The organism is Rhodococcus cercidiphylli (genome assembly GCF_033042225.1).
In the GTDB taxonomy this organism is placed as follows: Bacteria; Actinomycetota; Actinomycetes; order Mycobacteriales; family Mycobacteriaceae; genus Rhodococcoides.
In genome coordinates this window covers 124,358-141,959 of record NZ_JAWLKE010000008.1, presented here as the reverse complement: position 1 = coordinate 141,959, position 17,602 = coordinate 124,358, and the positions used below count along the sequence as shown (strand labels likewise).

Annotated in this window: 18 protein-coding genes; 7 read left to right on the top strand and 11 right to left on the bottom strand. The window is 61.0% G+C overall.

Translation table 11 applies throughout. From position 1 onward, the window contains the following. Positions 1–1,773, top strand: coding sequence for a DUF1998 domain-containing protein (locus tag R3P95_RS20965; protein ID WP_317549357.1), 1,773 nt, complete (start codon positions 1–3; stop codon positions 1,771–1,773). A gap of 275 nt (positions 1,774–2,048) precedes the next feature. Here R3P95_RS20965 and R3P95_RS20960 read toward each other — a convergent pair whose 3' ends face one another. Both R3P95_RS20960 and R3P95_RS20955 read right to left on the bottom strand, forming a co-directional pair. Continuing rightward, entirely contained in the window at positions 2,049–2,201 is a 153-nt protein-coding gene (locus tag R3P95_RS20960; RefSeq protein ID WP_317549356.1) for a hypothetical protein, read from the bottom strand. A 432-nt stretch (positions 2,202–2,633) separates the two neighbouring features. Beyond that, positions 2,634–3,719 carry a DNA cytosine methyltransferase gene (locus tag R3P95_RS20955; RefSeq protein ID WP_317549355.1) on the bottom strand — a complete coding sequence of 362 codons (1,086 nt, stop codon included), beginning with the start codon at positions 3,717–3,719 and terminating at the stop codon, positions 2,634–2,636. 273 nt (positions 3,720–3,992) lie between these two features. Here R3P95_RS20955 and R3P95_RS20950 point away from each other — a divergent pair, with 273 nt between their 5' ends. Next, complete coding sequence (locus R3P95_RS20950; RefSeq protein WP_317549461.1) at positions 3,993–4,685, top strand: NgoMIV family type II restriction endonuclease; 693 nt, start codon at positions 3,993–3,995, stop codon at positions 4,683–4,685. Between the two features lie 308 nt (positions 4,686–4,993). Here the strand turns inward: R3P95_RS20950 and R3P95_RS20945 are convergent, their stop codons facing one another. Beyond that, a complete protein-coding gene (locus tag R3P95_RS20945; RefSeq protein ID WP_317549354.1) occupies positions 4,994–6,118 on the bottom strand; it encodes a DUF262 domain-containing protein in 1,125 nt (374 codons plus the stop codon). After that, on the bottom strand, positions 6,108–6,710 hold the full coding sequence (locus tag R3P95_RS20940; RefSeq protein WP_317549353.1) for a hypothetical protein: 603 nt from the start codon (positions 6,708–6,710) through the stop codon (positions 6,108–6,110). Before R3P95_RS20940 ends, R3P95_RS20945 begins: the two co-directional genes overlap by 11 nt. Before the next feature lie 583 nt (positions 6,711–7,293). Between R3P95_RS20940 and R3P95_RS20935 the strand changes: the two genes are divergently transcribed. The 3 genes from R3P95_RS20935 to R3P95_RS20925 all read left to right on the top strand — a co-directional run bounded on the left by R3P95_RS20935 (position 7,294) and on the right by R3P95_RS20925 (position 9,732). Then, positions 7,294–8,067, top strand: a complete 774-nt coding sequence (locus R3P95_RS20935; RefSeq protein WP_317549352.1) for an 8-oxoguanine DNA glycosylase OGG fold protein — start codon at positions 7,294–7,296, stop codon at positions 8,065–8,067. Positions 8,068–8,155: 88 nt separating this feature from the next. Beyond that, on the top strand, positions 8,156–9,262 hold the full coding sequence (locus tag R3P95_RS20930) for a serine hydrolase (protein WP_317549351.1): 1,107 nt from the start codon (positions 8,156–8,158) through the stop codon (positions 9,260–9,262). Continuing rightward, positions 9,259–9,732 (top strand): ArsR/SmtB family transcription factor, encoded by a 474-nt coding sequence (locus tag R3P95_RS20925; RefSeq protein WP_317549350.1) that lies wholly within the window; start codon positions 9,259–9,261, stop codon positions 9,730–9,732. The genes R3P95_RS20930 and R3P95_RS20925 overlap by 4 nt, the downstream gene beginning before the upstream one ends. 19 nt (positions 9,733–9,751) lie before the next feature. On the opposite strand, the gene R3P95_RS20920 is transcribed toward R3P95_RS20925, so the two are convergent. Together R3P95_RS20920 and R3P95_RS20915 are read right to left on the bottom strand one after the other, a co-directional pair. Beyond that, a complete protein-coding gene (locus tag R3P95_RS20920) occupies positions 9,752–10,267 on the bottom strand; it encodes a hypothetical protein (protein WP_317549349.1) in 516 nt (171 codons plus the stop codon). Positions 10,268–10,290: 23 nt separating this feature from the next. Further along, positions 10,291–10,815 (bottom strand): hypothetical protein, encoded by a 525-nt coding sequence (locus tag R3P95_RS20915; RefSeq protein WP_317549348.1) that lies wholly within the window; start codon positions 10,813–10,815, stop codon positions 10,291–10,293. A 263-nt stretch (positions 10,816–11,078) separates the two neighbouring features. Between R3P95_RS20915 and R3P95_RS20910 the strand changes: the two genes are divergently transcribed. Further along, positions 11,079–11,747, top strand: coding sequence for a hypothetical protein (locus R3P95_RS20910; protein ID WP_317549347.1), 669 nt, complete (start codon positions 11,079–11,081; stop codon positions 11,745–11,747). Between the two features lie 14 nt (positions 11,748–11,761). Further along, positions 11,762–12,403 carry a hypothetical protein gene (locus tag R3P95_RS20905; RefSeq protein ID WP_317549346.1) on the top strand — a complete coding sequence of 214 codons (642 nt, stop codon included), beginning with the start codon at positions 11,762–11,764 and terminating at the stop codon, positions 12,401–12,403. A gap of 14 nt (positions 12,404–12,417) precedes the next feature. Here the strand turns inward: R3P95_RS20905 and R3P95_RS20900 are convergent, their stop codons facing one another. Genes R3P95_RS20900 through R3P95_RS20880 form a run of 5 tightly spaced genes read right to left on the bottom strand, consistent with a single transcriptional unit; the run spans position 12,418 to position 17,392 of the window. Continuing rightward, positions 12,418–13,302 carry an NAD(P)-dependent oxidoreductase gene (locus tag R3P95_RS20900; protein WP_317549345.1) on the bottom strand — a complete coding sequence of 295 codons (885 nt, stop codon included), beginning with the start codon at positions 13,300–13,302 and terminating at the stop codon, positions 12,418–12,420. Between the two features lie 52 nt (positions 13,303–13,354). Further along, entirely contained in the window at positions 13,355–14,428 is a 1,074-nt protein-coding gene (locus R3P95_RS20895) for a 2,3-butanediol dehydrogenase (protein ID WP_317549344.1), read from the bottom strand. 47 nt (positions 14,429–14,475) lie between these two features. Then, positions 14,476–15,249, bottom strand: a complete 774-nt coding sequence (locus tag R3P95_RS20890; protein WP_317549343.1) for an SDR family NAD(P)-dependent oxidoreductase — start codon at positions 15,247–15,249, stop codon at positions 14,476–14,478. Next, entirely contained in the window at positions 15,246–16,331 is a 1,086-nt protein-coding gene (locus R3P95_RS20885; RefSeq protein WP_317549342.1) for an SDR family oxidoreductase, read from the bottom strand. The genes R3P95_RS20890 and R3P95_RS20885 overlap by 4 nt, the downstream gene beginning before the upstream one ends. Further along, the gene (locus R3P95_RS20880) at positions 16,328–17,392 is read right to left on the bottom strand and encodes a zinc-dependent alcohol dehydrogenase (protein WP_317549341.1); all 1,065 of its coding nucleotides are present in this window, start codon (positions 17,390–17,392) and stop codon (positions 16,328–16,330) included. The genes R3P95_RS20885 and R3P95_RS20880 overlap by 4 nt, the downstream gene beginning before the upstream one ends. Positions 17,393–17,602: the final 210 nt, after the last annotated feature.

The following is a 17,602-nucleotide window of genomic DNA, read 5'->3' as shown; positions in this document are numbered from 1 at the left end:
ATGGCAATCGGTAGGAGCCTCAAAGGTGGACGGCCACCTGTCAAAGCCACGGTTCGTCGTAGCCAGCTAATAAACACGTACGGTGTCGGTTCGATTTTGCCGGTCGAGTCCGAGAGTTTCATTGTTGCAGGCCTTGACAATTGGAATCCGCGACCCGCCGACGAAATCGACGAACCGAGGCTCTGCGGACTACTCGGGGTCAGCCGTTTGTACGCCCCTCCCGGCGGAGAGGGCGGAAGCATGGTCCCGATCGCCCGGTTCCCCGAATGGGTGTACTGCCCGAACTGCTCGCGACTCGACAGATTCTGGCGTCTAGCGGACAAGTTGGAAGACCGGTACATCAACAAGTGCCGGCACTGTTTGACGACAAGGTTGGTTCCGTCGAGATTTGTCGCATGCTGCACGAACTGCCACATTCAGGATTTCCCGTATAGATACTGGGTGCACCGCGGAAAAACGGATATCTCAGACTCAGAGCATGCCCTGCGAATCGAAACCGACGCAACCGACTCGACGTTGGCCGGAATTACTATCCGGTGCAGCTGCGGACAATCCCGGACACTGGAAGGTGCTCTTGGGAGCAACTCATTACGAATGCGGTGCGGAGGGGCATCGCCTTGGCTCGACGGCGACCGCGTGGACTGTGCCGAGCAGCTGGTGGGCCTCCAGAGAGGTGCCTCCAACGTTTGGTTTGCCGATGTGCGTTCCGCTCTAACCGTCGACCGAACCCAAACCGACATCGAGCGCGTTCTCGAGCGCATCCTGCCGGAGCTCTCGGAGATACGCGAGGCCGACGTAGTGGTGATGCTGGGACTACGGGCTCGGCAGTACAACGTCAACGAGCAAGAGCTCATCAACGCATACCGCAATCACAGTGCCACACCACAGTCGTACGAAGATGCCGCGAGGCAACTCCGTGCAGATGAATACGAGGCGTTGGGCAGGTCGCACCCAGAGATGGACGGAACCGAGACCTTTGTCTGCGAACCAACGGTCGTAGGCGCGCTCGGGCCTGTCCATGATCGCATTGAATTGGTCTCCCGCGTCACGCGCCTTCGCGAAGTTCGTGCCCTTCGAGGCTTCTCGCGGGTCAGCACCGTCAACGACGCTGTGGCAACCTCCCCCGGATCGCTGACGAGGAAGAAGTCTGCCTGGTTGCCGGCGGTTGAAGTTTTGGGCGAGGGCATATTCATTCGGCTGAGCGACACCGCCCTCAAGCGCTGGGAGCGGAAGAAGTTCGCGCATGATCGCGCTGATGCGCTCACGCAGGCCATACAGGCTGCCGCACCCGAGCGCGTCGGCCTCGTGCCCCGGGTGTCATCTCGCTTCCTGCTGCTCCATTCGCTATCACACGCACTGTTGAACGAACTCGCCTTGGACACGGGCTATCCGGCTTCATCCATCCGAGAACGCATCTATGCAGACCAAGGCCAGTCAGGCATTCTGCTTTACACCGCCACGGCAGATGCTGCTGGCAGCCTCGGCGGGCTGTGCTCGTACGGAACCGTCGAAAACGTAATGCGCATTTTTCAATCTGCTACAGAGCGAGCCGAGTGGTGCTCCGCCGATCCTGTTTGCCTTGAGTCGATGTCGACCGGCGCGGGTGCCGCTAACTTGGCCGCATGCCACTCATGCCTCCTCGTACCGGAGGTGTCGTGCGAGCATCAAAACAAGCTTCTCGACCGCGCGTGCCTGGTTGGGCAAGAAGCTGATCCGTCTGCCGGTTTCCTCTTAAGCTACGGTCAAGCGGACACCGACGCACCGTGCGGTTAATCCCGAAAAGTGGACAGAAGTTACGCGGCGATGGTGGCGCGTTCAGTGACTGTTCGTAACTGTCGGAGCTAGGCATTGCGATTGTGGATTGCCTGCGGAGAGTGTCTAGAAATTCATCCAGTTGTCGACTGCGGCAACCAATTCAGTCCTGTGGGCGAACGTGCGTCGGTAGTAGTACTCGTGCTGAAGATCGACCACAGGCTTTCGGCACCAGCGTTGTCCCAGCACATGCCCGTCTTGCGCATCAAACGGCACAAGCCCTAGCGTTTGGATGCCTACTTCAACCCCTGAGCGGTGGATTGAGTATCTCTGTTTAAGTCCATAACATCGCCGCCACCTTCGGCGACCGCAATGTCGAAGGCCTTGAGAACGAGCTCGGTGCGCATGTGATCGGCCACCGCCCAACCGAGGACTTTCTTCGCGCTCATCCTTGATCGCGCACAGTCACATATCGCTCTCGCCACTAATCAGGAAGGTGATGTCCGAGGTCCGCACCGCCGCATTGACGACGCTCATCGAAATTCCCTACCTGTATGACGCCGCCAACGAGAGCAGTTGACCCGGATGCTGGTGGTCTCTGACCCCACACCAGCAACGAAATGTACCCGCTCCTCGTGCTTACACGGGAGGCAGACGCAAAAATGCACGTCCTACACCAACGAGGCGGGAAGATCACCGACATCGCGAGACACACCGGCCGCGACCGCAGACCATCAACTCGTACCTCAGCCAGCCTGCCCACGTTTAGCAAAGTCGACCTGAATGACTTTTTCAGTGCCTGAGACAGACCGGCACCACCCCCGCCCTAGTTCGGATACGCGTCTGCTCTTCGGACACAGCCGAACCGCAGCTCTGTAGAACTACATCGCCTTCCGTCGCGATGCTGGAACACGCTTATCCAACAGGCGCGCGAGATGCCGAGCGATCGCAGTAGCAAGCTCCGGCGGAACGGCGTTCCCGATCTGGCGAGCAACTTGGATCTTGGTGCCTTCGAATTCGAAGGCGTCCGGAAAGGACTGCAGCCTCGCCGCTTCGCGGTGTGTGATCGGCCTGTCAGCAACCGGGTGGAGATACCGTCCTTTCTCAGGCTTATAGAACTCCGTCCGCACCGTCACCGATGGCCGGTCCCACCACAGCCTGCCCATCACATCAGTCGTCCCGGTGGGCTTGTTCGCCCAGCACGTCGGCAGCAAATCTGGTCTGTTGAGCGCTAGATCGAAACGGTTGCCACCTTCTGGAATCGCTCGGTACCGCTCCAAGCTCATTGGCCGCGCATTCCGACCGAGGTGAAGGTCGAGATGCGACCCCGAGGTCCCGATCTCGGTTGACGCTGGAACCACGGGCAGGTCGCTGATCGCATCCCTCACAGTGTTATACGGCACCGCTCCTGAGGATTCCGGCCCGTGCGTCGGAGGAGGAGGCCAGGGCACGATCTTCAGGTTCCGGACCGCGAGGAGGATTCCGCGCCGTCTACGTTGAGGGACTCCGTAGTCCGCCGCGTTGAGGACACCGTAGGAGAACCCGTACTTCCTCAACTCCGGATCGGTGTCCAGCAGTTCGAGGAGCTTCGCGAACTGCGCGCTCTTCTGGAACTCGGGAACGTTCTCGATCACAAAGGCCTTGGGCTTGACCTGCTTTACAGCGCGGAGGAAGTGCTGCCACAGCTCGTTGAGCTGTGCCCGGGATACATCGTCTCGGTTCCGGCCGAGCGGTGAGAATCCCTGGCAGGGCGGACCACCGAGGATGACATCGGCCTTCTCGAATTGTTCGAGGTCTTCGATCGGTCCGTCGTAAACAGGGCAGCCGAAGTGACGTTTGAACGTACGCGCCGCAGCAGGCTCGATCTCGACAGCGTGGACTGGCTTGTATCCAAGGTCTGCGAGCTCGAAACCCAGCGACAGACCACCAGCACCCGCGAACAGGTCAAGTGTACGAATATCAGCCATTGCCACCCTCCGAAGATCCGTTCGATCGTACTCGGCCATCATTGCCGGAAGGTCCGACAGATTCGCGTGTCGGTGCAGAGTCTTCGAGACCGTGCCGGCATGGTCTGTTCTGTGACTGCCCCCTTCGCTGCCGACCTGTGCGGATACCGACCGAATGGAAACCCATCTACCTCGGACAACAACGACGCGGGATCCATCGAGTGGGGCCACGCCCTGTTTCGCGCGCTAGGGGTGGCTCCTGAACAGTCGGAGATTCCTAAGGTAGGCAGCGTGATGGAGGCCCGCGCCGCGGAGCATCTCCAGTCCGTACGGGCCGATCTTCGAATCGCGAACTCCCGGTCTGCGTCGGAGTTCGAGCAGTACAGACACCTGAACGTGTTCAAGACCTTCACGAGGAACTACAAGGGGCCCTCAGAATTGCTCTCAGCCGTTGAGTTCGAGCTTGAGAGGGCCTTACAGGCCGACGCAAGTGGCGTTCGTTCTCGTCTTCGCGCTGCTGCAGCGGAAGCCGCAGCCGACCACGAGCTCGTGATGCAACTGAGTGACACCATGCCCGAAGAGTCGATGTTGAAATTGGACATCACCGCGTCGGTGCCAACCGATCCTGCCCGCCTCCTCGTTGGCCTGTCCTCGAAGTGGTCACTCCGTACTGACCGCGCTCAGGACTGCGTATCGCAGGGCGCGAAGCTAGTCAGTCTTCGACGTGGACATATGCCCCACTATGCAGTGCTGACAATGGAGCCGAGACCCTCAATGCTGAAGCTAATCGCTTACGGATCCGGATCGGTGGACTGCGTGTACCACGTAGCGCTGCCTGAGCTTCGGGCCGCTGCAGCCGAGATTGCAGGTACGAAAAGGGAAGGTTTAGACCGGTGGCCTCCCCGCCTGATGCTGGAACGGATGGTTTCGCAGGGGCGTGTCCGGTCCTACGGACATCTCGTCGACGAGATCCTCCGGGTCGCCTAACATTCACGATTGCGTGAATGTCACGGTTCCATCTTCCACACATCGAGTAGATCTGTGCCTTGACTACAGGGCGTCGAGGCACCCGTGTCGGCCGGCGCGGAATGCCGAACTGGAAAATTTCGCTAAACGAAGGCTAGGGATGCACTGGAACATGAGAGGCGAGTAGTGCGACACCGTTCTCGTGAATCTGGCAGGCGTAATCAGTCACCTGAACCGCATCACAAATTCTCTGGACCGATCATTCGGTATTTACTTTTTGGCGTCCGCGAGTTCCGCCAAGCCATGGGCAGACGACGCGGGTAAAGAGATCACGTTAAAACTGCTTTTGTGATTGCACTCAGCGCCTGTGACCGCGCGCGTCGTGAGCCCAAATCTGACGAGTTCCTCACGCCGGACAGGTAGTCCGTTATGTTCCTCAATACAGCTTCGCGATCCATGCTCAACATAAGCGAGATGGCTTCAACCAAATCGTCAGACTCCGCGGACCCGGAGGACTGATTCAAATCACGCCTAAATGACGACACAGCGCGTTGAAATAAATCCATTACCTCTCGAAACTTATCAACTTCATCCTGAGGCAAGGATTGATTGATCTCCTCACGGGAGTTCCATCCGACTTCGATCAAGGTAAAAAGATCTACTATATTGGACCAACGAGTGCGCCCGTCCCACTTTACAAGTTCGGTCAGCTTGGTCAACATCGCCAAAAACTCAGCCGAACGCGAGCGATAGTCCTCAAAGTTGCTGGACAACTCGTTGTATCTCTCATCCAGTTCTTGCTTTTTGTTAGAAATCCCGAAGATACATGTAGTAAACACCTCAGCATAAAACTCTAGATCGCCGCCGCGCTTCCTTCTTTCGCCGCTGAACACACCAGATAAAGTGTTGACTTCGTGAGCTACACAGTCTAGTAGAAACTCGTTGAACGGCCCCGGGAGTAGCGCGTTTCGTATTTCTTGTTCCGTCAGAACCATGTTGACACGGTTCACGCGTGCGAAGACAGATCGCACAAAATTCTCCGAAATGTTGGAAAGACGTCGAATCGGAAAGCGATATTGGAAGAAGTCAGTGCGCACATCGGCCGGGAGATCTCGAAAGTACTTTCCTTCAAAACTCCCCTTCAACGACTCGTCTTCGAGACCGTCGAGAGGGTAAACGTTGTCCAAGAACTCCAAAAGTGCAGTAAGGCGCTGCTGCCCGTCTACCACTGACACGGACTGGTCCCCGTCTGCACTAGTCTCGTAAGCCAAATAGATTTCAGGAATTGGATAACCAAGCAAAATGGTCTCCATGAGGGAGACTTTAGCGAGGTCCGGCCAAACCGCCTTTCGCTGATATGGCGGCCGAAGAATTAGTTCTTTAGATTGACTCATTTTTCTAAAATCTGCGACGACCTTGGACTCGATCTCAAACTTCAATGCGCTATCGACCACTTGAAACTCCTCCTTCTATTGCACGATCACGTGCAGTCGACACACCTCGGATCTGATAATCACGGAGCGCTCTATGATTCCGATAGATTCGATAGTTTACGTCTAACGCACGGAAGTCTGGGCCCAGCATTGCTGATATTGAATCTCGCGATTTGGACCATTTTTCCCCAATTGAGAGACGAGGCAAAACCATTTCTGTTCCGATACATTCGTCGAAGACCAACCTACGCAAGTAGCCTTTCTGCCCCGAGAATTCAGATGAGCCCAGCAGACTCTTTAACTCCACCCACGTCGACTCGAAGATCTCCTGAGACACAATTGCAATGTCCAGATCAGAGCCCTCATGGAAGATACGAAAATCCTTGCCCGGGTTCAACGAGTAGCCCAGCCTTGCACTACCAACCAACTGCACTCCGACCGGATCGACGCCTAAAAGATCTGCAACAACATGCCGCCACCTAACATACTCGACTTCTTCCGGCCATATAGCTGGTGTGCCCTCGAAAAGCCTTGCTGTTACGAAATAACCAACATTTTCATCCAGGGCAACAAAATCAGCCCAGAATTTCTCCAAACCCGAGCCCTCTGACACGCTTACCCCTGACCAAAGAACGTAGATTTCCCTCATCAAACCATCTCAAGACTACACATCCACGGCGGGACGACCAGCCGCAACGCCTGACTGTATCGAGCGCAATCAGCGACTGATCGGATCGTCCCGCAGCGGGCTACGTACGTCGCGTATCCGTTCCACCCACGATGCCTATGGCCATTTACCGCGCATTTTGAGATCGCGTGGACACGGTGACGTCGTGTCAACTGACGTCGCTAGATTTCTCCTTGTCTATTCCTGACGTGAGCCAACGTCGTTCGCAACTTCCGAGCGTGGCGATCGCCCAAAACGTCCGCACGGCAACGTAGGTACAGTCGCTCGACCGCTGGCACGCGTCGACCTCCGCGTCACCGAGGTTCGTACGCGTTGCTAGATCAACCACCGCGCGTCGATCACGACGTCGACGACCGGCCTGTCGGAAAACTGGTCGGCACTGGTCACCGGCACTCCCCTGTTCGTTCTGATGGCTAACCAGACCCCACAGTTCCATATGGGACCGACAGTTCGCAGGGACATCGGAAACGTCACAGACTCTGTCGGTGCCCGATGCTTCGATGGCGGTATGTCACGACTCGACGAGGGGTTCCCGCCGCCCACGGCCTGTGTGCAGTGGTGTCAGCACCGCAACTACGACCTGCATGTCCTCGACGACGGTGTGGAGGTGGACCTGGATTGGTGGAACGGCCACCTCGACCGCGCGGGTCATGATCTGCGGCTGCGCGGGCGCAATCTCGACGGCGAAATTGTCGAGTATGGCGATGCCACCGTGCAGCGCAACGATCTTCGGATCGGCACCGATCTGGCTGATGGCAAACATGATTCGCTCGGACTGCTGTTTCTCTGCGCAGCGTGGCAGGGCAGCCACCGGCACCGCAGAGCGATGCGACGATTCCCGGACGTCATGAACCCGCATCTCAGCCGCCCCGACGAGAACCCCGTTGCCAAGACTCTCGCTGTGCTCGACAGCTGTGTCCGCAACCGCGCAGTGGCCGACCATCCGAACTCGACCTGGTCCGGCTGGCCCGACGCACCGGGCGTCGGGATGTCCCTGATGGCCACGTTCCTGTGGGCCGTGAAGGCGTCGGTCTACGGCGGCCCGGCTCAGCTGATCGATCAATACGGAGTCTCGACACTCATCCACGAAGGGTGGCTCGAAGATCCGTCCGTCACCGGATTCACTCGACGCCGCTACGACCGCTACGTCGAACTCATCACCGCATGGGCCAGCGACATCGGCACCAGCCCCGAGCTCGTCGAAATGTGGCTCGTGCAGCGCTGGAGCGCCCGATTGAACGAAGCACGGAACGGTCGCTACACCGCACCCACGTTGTTCTGAACGGCTCGATCCCTGCGAAGGGGTTGCCGAGCCACACATCAGCTTCTATGGTTATCCGTAATTACGGAATAACGAATCGGAGAACTCGATGCGACACTCGACCTGGATCTCGACAACCTGCGCGGCCGTGCTGCTGGTGGGCGGATGCGCCACCGACACCGACGCAGGTGCAGCAACCACCACCACGCCGACGCCGGAGAACTGCGCTCCCGTCACGTCCACCGACCTCGCGACCGAAGACGGGTGGATCGGGCTGATCGATCAAGCACCCGACACCGTCGGCCTCGTCATCGACGACGGCCGCGGCAGAACCGTCGAACATCGGGCCGACCAGAAACAGGTACTCGCATCCGCGATCAAAGTGGTGCATCTCGCCGCCTACGCGCAAGCAGTCGCGAACGGCACCATCGACCCCAACGAGCAAGTGGCCCTGACGGATTGGGAGCGGTGGTACGTACCCGGTACCGACGCCAACGCTCACCCGAAGGCCTTGACCCGGTTGGGCATTGCCAACGCCGGCACCAACGCAACCGACCCCAATGCCACGGTCCGCATCGACGACATGGTCTCGGCCATGATCCAGGAAAGCGACAACTCGGTGCCCGACTACCTCCGCTACCGACTCGGCGATCAGGCACTCGTCGACGCCGCAGCAGCCGGAGGTTGGGAGAACTTCGAGGCACCGAGCATGGTGGCCGACATGCTCTCGGTCTTCGATCCCGAACTCGCCGACGCAGATAACTGGGAGACCGCTCAGAAGTGGGCATTCGACCCGCAGTTCCGGGCCCACGTCGAGGCGTCCGTGCAAGTGCCGACCTTCGAAGACCAGGCCGCCAGGGTCGAGAGCAGTTTTCGCGGAGGTTCCGCCGAACAATTGAACGGGATGTATCGCGCCTTCACGGACGGGACCTACGGCGACGCATCCGACACCATTCTGCGCCAACTGGAATGGCAACCCGCAGGTGACGGCGTTCTCGGTGTCGGCTTCAAAGGTGGCAGCCTCGCGGGTGTGATCACCCAGGGATTCGAGTTGCGCCGCAACGACGGAACAGTCGCGACGGCCGTCTGGCTCACCGATGGTCTTTCTGCAGACAAATTCGAGCAAGCGTATGCAGGAGCCGGCGCGCAACAGCAACTCATCGTCGAGGCGATGCTCTCGACGGAGGTTCTAGACCGGATAGCCTGCGTGGTGTGAGCACAGAGTTCGAGTCGAGACTGGCAGAGCTGGAAGCCCGCGTCGCCGAGCTGGAACGACGCGACGCTCCCCAGCAGTACGAGGCCGCCCAGTCGACAGGCGGCATGGTCGCCTACCAAGGCGACGTCCATCTGCACGGCACCGTCCGCTGGGACATCAGCTACTCCCCCGACGCCATCGTGGAACTACCGGTGCCCTCCGCATCAGAAGTGCTTGCTGCACTGGGACATCCGGTGCGACTGCAGATCGTGCGAATCCTGCTCCGAGGCCCGGCGAACGCTGCAGATCTCCTTGCAGCCGTGGGACTCGGCTCGTCCGGCCAGATCTATCACCACCTCAAGACGCTGAGTTCGGCGAACATCGTCGAACAGCACGGCCGCGGCGACTATCGAATCGCCGCCAAACGAGTTGTGCCGCTTCTGGTTTCGATGCTCGCCGCCGCCGATATCGCAGGCGATCTGGGTACCTGACCGCCTACAACACCGCGTGTCAGGGTACGAACAACACGCCCAAGCCGGGGATGAGGGCGTTCGACGCATCAGGATTCTCGCGGTCGTGGGTGACGGTCACGAACACAGGCCCTGCACCCGTCCGAGCCGTCACCTCGAGAGGCAGGCGATACGCCTGCGAGCCACCTTGATTGGCGGGTTGAGTCCGATCGACCTCATCGTTCCAGTGCCGCAAGCCCGCGGAGCCCACTTCGCCGGTGGACAGGTTGCGCCAGTTGACCGTCACGTGCCGGTAATTGAACTGGTAGTAGTACGGCCGGATGTCGGCGGCCGAGAAACGCACCTCACCCGGGTTCTCACCGACCACAGCTCGAATCGGGATGGTCTGGATGAGTCCGCCAGGAACGCCCACGGGGCCGAATTCCGGCCCGGTGACGACGGGGACCTGGAGCACAGACTCCTGCGGAGCAGCGGTTGCAGTTCCGGCACCCATGCCGAAGACCAGGGGGACGGTCAGCGCCAGGGCGGCGACACCGCTTCGGATCGATTTCCGCATCGAGTTTCCTTTCGGTTGGACGATCAGGGCACGTAGATCAGGCCTTTGCCCGGGATCAGCGTGTCGGCGTAGGGATCGCCGTAGTGGTAGTCGCGGTAGTGGGTCACGGTGATTTCGACCCACCCACTGCCCGTGGGTAGAGCGACCTCGAGTGGCAACTGTTCTCCGCGCAGCGGCGGGAGGTCGTTTGGCGGGCCCGGGTTGGGGTTGTCCTGCCAATGCCGCAGTCCCGCGGTTCCACGGAAGCCGATGTCCCAGTTTCGCCAGCTCACACCGAGACTTCGGTACGGGTACTGGTCTGCGTACGGTGCGATATTCGCCGCGGACAGCAGCAGAACACCCGGCTCGGTACCGACCGTCGCCTTCATCGGAATGGTCTGGAACAACCCTCCGGGCACGGCACCGGGTGCGATCTGGAAACCGGTGACGACCGGAATCTGGAGCAGCGTGGTCTGCGGCGCTGCCACGGCCGTTCCCGCGCCGATGCCCAGAACCAGGGGAATCGTCAGTGCGATCGATACGACCGCTCGCCGCAATGTTTTTCGCATACAGCACGCCTTTCGCTCAAGTCGCACAACGAGATACCCGGATCGTTCGTGACATCGAACCAAGAACCCCAGGTTGAACCTGAAACATCAAGTGGTTCTTGAGTCTTTACTCGACCCACCCTCGCAGCCACAGCGACAAAAGGACCGCTCGGATACCGATTCGTGACTGGGTCGTGACACGAAAGACGTTAACAGACCACTTGGCCCGTTCGATTCAATGATCAGAGGTGACGCACTCCGCAGCCACCGGTGAGGACCATCGAATGAGGCAAGTCCGCACAATCGTGGCCACATGCGCACTGATCGCCGTTACCGCTCTCGCAGCCACGGCCTGCGGTTCCGACGAATCTGGAATCAACCAACCCACCCCGGCCACCAGCGCAGCGGCTGCTCCGTCGGCAAACGGATACTCCGACTCCGACGGTGGTAACGGTTCAGGCGGAATCGGACAGGCTCCCGACATAGTCACCCCAGTACAAGCAATTCCCACCGCCGCGGGCACACCAGCCGTACCGCCCGCCCCGAGCCGCGACGATGTCAACGTCGATACACGCAACTTCGAGCAAGCTGGAGGACAGTACTTCTTCCAGTCACCCAGCCGGAACGTGTTCTGCGGATTCAATTCCTCCAATGCGCCCGGGACCATCGTGGGTTGCCAGGTCCGTTACTCGGTGCCGGGCAACACCGGCCGCGAGTGCCTCAACATCGAGAACAACACCTACGGGGTGAAGATCAACCAAGACGGAACCGTCGAACAGATCTGCACCAATCAGGGCATCTTCGTCGGCGGACCTGAACGCCCTCGAGTCTTGGAATACGGCCAGGTCATCGGAGTGATGGGCACCTTCTGTCGCTCCACCGAGGCCGGCATCACCTGCTACGACGGCGACCGGGGCTTCATGATCTCCCGCGACGTCAACCTCGCATTCTGATGAAGGAGTTCACGATGATCCGCAGATTCGCGCTCGCCGCAGTACTGGCGACGGTTGTACTGACGGCATGCGGAAATCAGGATGCCCCGGCCGCCGCTCCCGCCCCCTCGACCAGCGTTGCCGCACAGATACCCGCGCCTCCGCAGGTGACCATCGCCGCGCCGACCGAGTCCAACGATGGCGACGCGGAAGGTGCGACACAAGCGCCACAGGCGACCGAATCGAACCCGACCGCTGCCGATCCCGCGAACAACACCGCACCCATCACCCCCGTCGACCCTGCCCGATACAGCGCGTACGGCAATCAGGTGGGCTGGAAGTCGCCGTCGGGCAACATCTATTGCAAGATCGGCGACAGTGAATTCTCGTCCGGCTGCCAAGCAGCAGATGCTCCGATACCCGACGGCGCGAACTGCGTCACCCCGTCGTTCACCATCGACCAACTCGGCAAGGGCTTCTACATGACTCCGGGGAAGGTGACGCCGACGTGCTTCAACCAAGGTGAATTCGGAGTCGAGAACGCACAACCGTTGGAATACAACACATCCATCACCTTCAACGGGTTCACGTGCTTCTCCCGCGTCGAAGCGATGATCTGCGACGCGGGCGGCGGACACGGATTCGTGCTGTCGATGCAGCAAGCCACGTCGAACTGAGCAGCGAGCCTCGGTCAGCCCTTCGAGTCGGACGGCGTCAGAAATTCGAGTACCGCCGCCATGTCCTTCGCTCCGAGTCCGGATTCCAGCGCCCGGTCGAGTACATCGCCGACGGTCGTGGCCTGCGGCAGCTCGAGTGCATGGTCGCGGGCCAAGGCGAGCCCGAGGCCCACGTCCTTGTGCAACAGCGACAACGGAAATGCCACCCCCGCTGCGGCCGGATCGAGAAAATGTTCCTTCTTGTAGCCCACGTACGGAGCAGCCACGGCACTCGAACCCAATACCTCGTACAGGGCAGACGGGGCCAAGCCTGCGGATTCGCCCAGGATCAGCGCTTCGGCAACGGCCTGATTCAGTGCTGCCAGAACCGAATTGACCGCGAGCTTGGCCACCGAGGCGGTACCGGCCGGGCCGGTGTGGAACTGAGCGCGCGTCACAGCCTCCAGAATCGGCGTCAGATAGGCGAATTGACTGTCGTCGCACCCGACCATGGTGGTGATCTGTCCGGTCTCGGCCAGGCTCACGCTGCCCGATACTGGTGCGTCCACCACCGTGGTGCCCGAACCTGCTGCCCGCTCGGCAAATTCGCGTACGGCGGTCGGTCCGACGGTTCCCATCACCACATGGAGGTGCTCCGTCGCCCCGGCCGTGGCGATACCGTGCGCACCGAACAGCACCTCCTCGGTTGCAGCCGCGTCGGGCAACATACTGAAAGAGACCTCGGCTGCGGCCAGATCAGCAGGCGTCGTGGTGATCGTCATTCCGAGATCGACCAGTCCGGCAGGCGCTGTGTCCGCCGTCAGATACAGGTCGTACGCGGTGACCGTGTGGCCTGCCTCGAGAAAGCGGCGAACCATGTGGGTACCCATGCGGCCGACTCCGGCAAATCCGATGTGCATTTCTTCTCCTAGCGTGGGGCGGAACCGTGCAGTGCGTGTAGTGCCGTGGCGATCAGGGAGTTGTTGCGCCGCCGACTCGCACCAGCAGCTTCTGTGCGTCACCGTGGGGATCGAGAAGCCTGTCGAACCCGTCGACGACGATGTTCTCGACGTCGATGATCTCCGAGACCACCTTTTCCACCGGGTAACGTCCCGATGCGACCAGGGCGATGATCCGCGGCCAGTCGTACACCGGATAGCACCAGGTACCCACCAACGTCAGGTCCTTGTTCGCCATCGCCATCGGATCGATGGTCGCCGGCTTGACGTGCAGACCGACCTGCGCGACGGTTCCGCCGGAACGAACGCTCTCGAGCGCTGCCGTCAGGCCGAGTTGATGACCGGAGCATTCCGCAGCAGCGTCGACACCGATGCCCCCGGTCAGCGCGCGGACGGCAGCCGGGATGTCCTGCTGCGTCGGGTCCAGAACCTCTGCGATTCCGAAGGCCTCGATCAGCTTGCGTCGCTTCTCGTTCGGCTCCGAGACGATGATCCGTGATGCTCCCGACGCGTGTGCGTACAGAGCGGACAGTGCCCCGATCGGTCCCGCACCGGTGATGAGAATGGTGTCGCCTGCCCGCAATCCGGTGCAGTCGACGCCATACGCCGCCACCGCCGCCGGCTCGATGAGCGCGCCCTGCACATCACTGACGCTGTCCGGTAGCACCGACACCTGTTGTTCCTGCACGGCAACCAGTTCCGAGATTCCGCCGCCGCCCCAGCTCAAGCCCGTGCAGGCCATGACGACACAGAGGTGGTTCAGCCCACGACGGCAGTAGTAGCACTTGCCGCAGGTGATGAGCGGCATCACCGACACCCGGTCGCCGACCGAGACCGAGTCGACATCCGAGCCGATCTCGACGACGCGAGCAGAGAACTCGTGGCCGAACACCTGCGGGGCTTTCGCACCGGTGAGTGCGTGGGGTTCGGTCGGGATGACGATGGGGCCGAAGGCGTACTCGTGCAGATCCGTTCCGCAGATGCCGCAGAAGAACGGTCGAAGCAGAACCTCGCCCGGGCCGATCTTCGGGGCCGGAACATCTTCCACCCGTACGTCGTGTCGGTCGTGAAATACCGCGGCGCGCATAGCTTTCTCCTGAAGTTGATGACCTGTGTGAAGGGGGTGATCCTGCGTCAGACCGCGGTGATTCCGCCGTCGATGGTGACCGCGGAGCCGGTCTGATAGCCGACGTCCTCGCGTAGAAGGAAGAGCACCAGCTCGGCGATCTCCTCGGGGGATCCATAGCGTCGCAGCGGAGTGCCCTCGATGAACCGGTCTCGCTCGAAGTTCGGGTCGTCCGGGTTGACCAGACTCTCGGACCTCGACATCAACGGTGTGTCGACCGGTCCCGGGCAGATGCAGTTGACGCGGATGCCGTGGGCGGCGGATTCTGCTGCGGCGCTTCGGGTCAGGCCGAGGACTGCATGCTTGGTCACCACGTAGTCGGAGCGATCCGGTGCGCCCTTGAGGCTGAGAATCGAACCGGTATTGACCACGGCTCCGCCACCGGACCGACGCAGCAGCGGCAGTACGTTCTTGAGTCCGAAGAACATGCCGTTGAGGTTCACATCGATCACCGATCGCCACTCGCTCTCGGTGGTGTCGACGATGGACTTGTGCACTCCCTCGACTCCGGCGTTGTTGAAGAACAGTCGAGGTTCACCGATCAGCGACGTCGCGGCGTCGGCATACGCTTTCACCTGATCGTGCACGGAGACGTCGGCGGCGAAGGGATGGATCTCGCCCTGAGACTCCGACGCGGTCCGCTCTGCGGCGGCCATGTTCATGTCGACGGCGAGCACCCGGGCACCCGCGGCGGCCAGGCGATGCGCCACCGCCCGTCCGATACCGCTGCCGGCACCGGTGACGATTGCACCCTTGCCGCTGAATGAGGACTGTTCGCTCATCGGTCTCTCCTCGGTAGCACTCCGGCGGCGCGGTAGCTCTCGATCTTGTCCAGGAAGCTGTCGAACGTGGACCGGAATCCGAGGAAGCCGGCCTTGCGGCTCTTGGTCATATCGGTCAGGCACTCGATGTCGCGGCCCAGGTCGCCGTCCGTATGCCACCAGGACGCAAGGCGATCGACATCTGCTTCGACCAGATCGTGCTTCGCAGCGATCTCGGACCAGACCTTCGCGGCGTCACCCATTCGCTCGTCCAGCGGCTTCGGGGCATCGGCGAATCCGACGGGTTCGACGCCGAACGCCTCCGCGATCTGCGGCCACATCCAGCGCCATCGGAACACATCACCGTTCGCGATGTTGAAGGCTTCGTTCTCGCCCTCGACATGTGTTGCAGCCCAGATCATCTGCTCGGCCAATAAGTCCGCATCGGTGATGTCGGTCAAGCCGTTCCACTGGGTATCCGAGCCGGGGAACACGAACGGCGCACCGGTTTCGCGGCAGATCTCGGCGTACACGCCGAGGGTCAGCGCCATGTTCATCGCGTTCCCCACCGCGTAGCCGAAGACGGTGTGTGCTCGGTGCACACTCCAGGTGAACCCCTGTTTTTCCGACGCTGCGAACAGCTCGTCCTCTTGGGTGTAGTAGAAGTTCGGGTTCGGCAGCCTGGGTTCGCTCTCGTGGAACGGGGTTTCGGCCATCACACCGGTCGCGTAATCGTCGAACGGGCCGAGGTAGTGCTTGAGGCCGGTCATCAGCGCGACGTGACGCAGCGCGGACTTGCCCTTCAAGGCACCGAGGACGTTGCGGACGATGGCTCCGTTGACCTCGATGTTCTCGGCCTCCGAGTCCTGCTTCATCCAGGCCGTGATGAACACGATCTCCGGGTCGACGCCCTCGAGTGCGGCGGCAAGCGACTCCGGATCGAGCAGATTCGCCGAGACCGGCACCACGCCCTCGACCGGATTGGTCGTGCCGCGGGCCAGACCGTAGGTGGTCCACCCTGCGTCGACGAGCTGACGCGAAATGGTCTGGCCGGCAATGCCGGTGGCCCCGATGACGAGCGCCGCCTTGCTGGGCGCGCTCATCGGATGGCCGGATCGATGAGGACTTTGCCCTCGACCTTGCCGGTCGAGAGCCGGTCCAGCGCTGCCGGCAGATCCGCCAGTCCTACCGGCGCTTCGGCCAGCTCCGAGCCGAGCGGACCGCTGTTCAGAATGTCCAGTGCGGCAGGCAGATCGGTGTCGCACACGTGCGCGAGGGTGGTTTCGAGAGTGATCTCTCGAAAGACGAGCGAATGCACATCCAGCTCCGGTTTCTCTTTGGGAATTCCTACTGCGAGTACGCGGCCGCCATCGGCGACCATGGTCAGCGCCGACACCAATTGGCCGGGTGCTCCACTCGCTTCGATGACGACGTCGGGCTTCTTTCCGCCCAGTGCCTCGATGATCTCTGCGCCGAGGTCCTCGGACGGAGTCAGCGTGCGACGCGCTCCGAGGCGCGTCGCACGATCGAGCCGCTTCCCCGGAAAGTCGACCACGGTGACGTCGACATCAGCCAGGTGCTTCAGGCCGGCGAGGACGAACGAGCCGATGGCTCCGGCTCCGATGACCACGACGTTGTCACCGTCGCGGGCACTCGAACGCCGCGCCGCGTGAATGCCGACCGCCAACGGCTGGGCGAGGCCGGCGTGGTCGACGGACAATCCCACCGGCAACCGTCGGAGTGTCTTCGAAGGAACACGCGCGTACTCGGCCATGCCGCCGTCGACGTTGAGTCCCAGGGTCGTGTAGGTCGCGCACTGGTTGGTGCGGCCTTCCTTGCAGCGTCGGCATGTGCCACACCAGATTCCGGCTCCGGTGGCAACCAGATCTCCGGCCGTGAACTCGGAATCGGGGTCCGCTTCCACGACCTCTCCGACGAATTCGTGACCGAGGATCAACGGCCCCTGGTGCCCACTGTTGGGGTGGCGGTGCAGAACCGGGAAGGTCTTGGGTCCCGCGACCCACTCCGAGGCGTCGGTACCGCAGATACCCGAGCGTAGGACGCGTACGAGCGCCTCGCCCGGCGCGGGTCGGGGAACCGGAACCTCCTCGACGCGAATGTCGTGCGCGCCGTAGTACACGGCGGCATGCATGGTGTCGGGCACGATTCCTCCTGGACGAAAATAGACTGTGATGTGCGCTACTAACCTGAGTGTAGAGTAACACTGCACATGTTCAGTGCATAGCGTTTCCGACACGAAATGCTATGGAAGAGCACCGAACAGCGGAATGGCCGACCAATGAGACAATCGATGCACTACGGTCCGTCCAGTGGGTGCGTACACCCAGTGTCAGGGGGAGACGTTCGTTGCAGA

Bases quoted from the DNA above. Each gene is read 5' to 3' on its own strand.
- R3P95_RS20965 (WP_317549357.1), top strand. From the start codon at position 1: ATGGCAATCGGTAGGAGCCTCAAAGGTGGACGGCCACCTGTCAAAGCC.
- R3P95_RS20960 (WP_317549356.1), bottom strand. From the start codon at position 2,201: ATGAGCGCGAAGAAAGTCCTCGGTTGGGCGGTGGCCGATCACATGCGC.
- R3P95_RS20955 (WP_317549355.1), bottom strand. From the start codon at position 3,719: ATGGCTGATATTCGTACACTTGACCTGTTCGCGGGTGCTGGTGGTCTG.
- R3P95_RS20950 (WP_317549461.1), top strand. From the start codon at position 3,993: ATGGAGGCCCGCGCCGCGGAGCATCTCCAGTCCGTACGGGCCGATCTT.
- R3P95_RS20935 (WP_317549352.1), top strand. From the start codon at position 7,294: ATGTCACGACTCGACGAGGGGTTCCCGCCGCCCACGGCCTGTGTGCAG.
- R3P95_RS20930 (WP_317549351.1), top strand. From the start codon at position 8,156: ATGCGACACTCGACCTGGATCTCGACAACCTGCGCGGCCGTGCTGCTG.
- R3P95_RS20920 (WP_317549349.1), bottom strand. From the start codon at position 10,267: ATGCGGAAATCGATCCGAAGCGGTGTCGCCGCCCTGGCGCTGACCGTC.
- R3P95_RS20915 (WP_317549348.1), bottom strand. From the start codon at position 10,815: ATGCGAAAAACATTGCGGCGAGCGGTCGTATCGATCGCACTGACGATT.
- R3P95_RS20910 (WP_317549347.1), top strand. From the start codon at position 11,079: ATGAGGCAAGTCCGCACAATCGTGGCCACATGCGCACTGATCGCCGTT.
- R3P95_RS20905 (WP_317549346.1), top strand. From the start codon at position 11,762: ATGATCCGCAGATTCGCGCTCGCCGCAGTACTGGCGACGGTTGTACTG.
- R3P95_RS20900 (WP_317549345.1), bottom strand. From the start codon at position 13,302: ATGCACATCGGATTTGCCGGAGTCGGCCGCATGGGTACCCACATGGTT.
- R3P95_RS20895 (WP_317549344.1), bottom strand. From the start codon at position 14,428: ATGCGCGCCGCGGTATTTCACGACCGACACGACGTACGGGTGGAAGAT.
- R3P95_RS20890 (WP_317549343.1), bottom strand. From the start codon at position 15,249: ATGAGCGAACAGTCCTCATTCAGCGGCAAGGGTGCAATCGTCACCGGT.
- R3P95_RS20885 (WP_317549342.1), bottom strand. From the start codon at position 16,331: ATGAGCGCGCCCAGCAAGGCGGCGCTCGTCATCGGGGCCACCGGCATT.